The organism is SAR324 cluster bacterium, from assembly GCA_029245725.1.
GTDB lineage: Bacteria > SAR324 > SAR324 > SAR324 > NAC60-12 > JCVI-SCAAA005.
On sequence record JAQWOT010000170.1, the window covers coordinates 1 to 2793 of the forward strand.

3 protein-coding genes and 1 pseudogene are annotated in these 2793 nt (G+C 35.5%); all 4 read left to right on the forward strand.

Translation table 11 applies throughout. From position 1 onward, the window contains the following. The coding region (locus P8O70_08805) for an ABC transporter ATP-binding protein (GenBank protein ID MDG2196976.1) at positions 1 to 730 on the forward strand (730 nt) is incomplete at its 5' end. Next, positions 723 to 1781, forward strand: coding sequence for a phytanoyl-CoA dioxygenase family protein (locus P8O70_08810; GenBank protein ID MDG2196977.1), 1059 nt, complete (start codon positions 723 to 725; stop codon positions 1779 to 1781). The genes P8O70_08805 and P8O70_08810, both read left to right, overlap by 8 nt. Then, a complete protein-coding gene (locus tag P8O70_08815) occupies positions 1769 to 2587 on the forward strand; it encodes a glucose 1-dehydrogenase (protein ID MDG2196978.1) in 819 nt (272 codons plus the stop codon). Before P8O70_08810 ends, P8O70_08815 begins: the two co-directional genes overlap by 13 nt. Before the next feature lie 33 nt (positions 2588 to 2620). After that, positions 2621 to 2793, forward strand: a pseudogene (locus P8O70_08820) (carbohydrate ABC transporter permease).

Here is a 2793-nt window from a genome sequence, read left to right on the forward strand (position 1 = left end):
GATGATTTTCCAAGATCCCTATTCTTCTTTAAATCCAAGAATGAATGTGGAAGATATTTTATCTGAGCCATTAATAACCCATTCGGTGGTGGAGAAAAGTAAATTAAGAGAAAAGATTGATGACTTGTTAGATATGGTAGGTTTAGATAAAGATTCAGCTCAAAGATATCCTCATGAATTTTCTGGTGGACAAAGACAGAGAATCTGTATTGCTAGGGCCTTAGCCGTAAACCCCAGCTTTATTATTGCTGATGAACCTATCTCTGCTTTAGATGTTTCTATTCAGGCTCAAATAATACTTTTGTTAAAGAAATTACAAAGAGAGTTAGATCTAACCATTCTTTTTATATCACATGATCTGTCAGTAGTTAAGTATTTGTGTGATCGAGTTGCAGTAATGTATCTGGGAAAAATTGTTGAATACTCACCTAAGAAAAAACTTTTTGACAAACCTTTTCATCCCTATACTAAAGCATTACTAAATGCTATTCCTATCCCAAATCCGAGAAAAGAGAGAAGTCGTCGTTTAAAAACAAAGACGATTAAAGGTGAGGTTCCAGACATATTGAATTTACCTATTGGCTGTAATTTTTCTACACGATGCGATGAAGCACAGAAAGCAAAGCTTTTCGAGATTGATTGTGCCAAATTGAGTCCATCATTAAATCAGATTGGAATCAATCATGAAGTCTCTTGTCATTTAAGCACTCTTAAAGAAAAAAATGTATAAAATTAATGAAATTGAGAAAAAAAACCAAAGAATTAATCCCAAAAAATTAGAAAAAATCAAGAATACATTTGAATTAGATGGTCTAGTAGTTGTGGAAGATTTAATCTCTTCTGATTTACTCGATACAATTAATGGAAAATTAAATAATGATGCCGCTCACATTATTTATAATCATTATCAAATTCATAATAAATATCCTCACCATCTACAGCTTGGTCTACCAAGAGATTCAAATTGGGTTTTTCCTGAGATTGCCTGTAACCCAATCATTGAAGAAATATTAGTTGAACTCCTTGGTGGTGCAGTTTTTATGAGGTATTACAACGGGAACACTTCTTTACCAAATGGTGATTTTCAAAAACTTCACATGGATGGGGGGGGGTGGTCTATTCCAAATAAGCTAGAGGCTGAAAAATACGATGTTGATTTTCCACATCCTTGCTTCAAACTTTTTGTAAATATTCCCACAAAAAACACTAATCCTGAAAATGGTTCAACAGAAGTTTGGCCTGGTTCCCACCTAATAACTGATATTGCTGAAATCAATGACCTCCAAATTGAATCAAAATCTGTTAAATCTTTAATAGAAAAAATGAAAACTGGATATCCACCACGACAAATTTTAACTAATAAAGGTTCTGTAATATTTAGAGATCTAAGGCTTTGGCACAGGGGTTGTCCTAACTTCAGCAACGAACCTAGGCACATGTTGAGCATTGGTTTTGGTGCAGAAAAGGATCCTTTTCCCAATTGCAGTCATTTAGGTTCTGGCAAACATAGACAGGTTTTTTCTTTGGATTCCAAAGATAAATTTACTGATACTAAATTTAGTCCTTATGTTGATAAATTATTGTACTTTATAGATGATCAAGTTGATCATTTTGGTAATGTCGCACCAAACAGTAAATATGCACAACTAAATAATTCCACCGGTATTGTAAAATCTGGTCCGTACGCTAATCAATCTTTTGATAGTAGATTTAAATATTCTTTTTTCCCTCAGCCGTTGGAGGGATTGAAACTTAAAGATTTACCCAAATGGTGTCACTAAATAATTTGTCAAGTAGTAGTCTTTTCTCCGTTGAACAAAAGGTAGTTTTAATATCTGGCGCGGGAAGAGGTATCGGAAAAGCACTTGCACTTTACTTTGGTCAAATAGGTGCGAAGGTTGTTTGCGTATCTAGGAGTAAGTCAGAGATCGATCAAGTAGTTTCTACCATTTCTGAGCTTGGCGGAAGTGCACTCTCACTCCAATTAGATGTGCAAAATCTAGCAGATCATGATCAGGTTCTGAATACAATTTTAAGCGAGTTTGGTTCTGTCGATATACTTATCAACAATGCTGGCCTCAATAAAAGGCAACTTTTTGAAAAAGTGAGTGAGGAAAATTTTGATTTGGTTTTTAACGTGAATTTCAAAGGTCCTTTTTTCCTCGCTAAGCAAGTGTCTAAAATTATGCGCGGACAAAAATCAGGAAAAATTATCAACATTGGTTCACTCGCCGCTTCCTACTCAATGTCCCAAATCTCTGTTTATGCTGCCGCAAAAGCAGCTCTGTTACGCTTAACCAAATCACTTGCTCTTGAACTTGGCTCTCAAAACATTCAGGTCAATGCCATATGTCCAGGTTTTATAAAAACTCCACTTACAGAAAAGCTTTGGTCTGATGAAAATATGAAAAATTGGGCTTTCAAGAGAATTCCTGCACAAAGATTAGGACTTCCTGAAGACATATTAGGTACAGCCATTTATCTCTCTTCTGCTGCGTCAGACTACGTTAATGGACAATGCATTTATGTTGATGGCGGATACTTGTCCGGTGAGTTTTGGCCGTTACCAGAAGCTGCTACTTCTTAAATTTATTTATATAAAGAAAACATATTTGGCTTCGTGATGATCCCAATGTACTTGTTTTACAAGAACATGGGTCTGCTGGATACGCATCTGGGCTTGATTCTGATTTACACATTGATGAACTTACCGATTGTCATCTGGGTGCTCTATACCTATTTTAAAGGATATTCCACAGGAAATTTTGGAAGCAGCCCAGATGGAATATGATG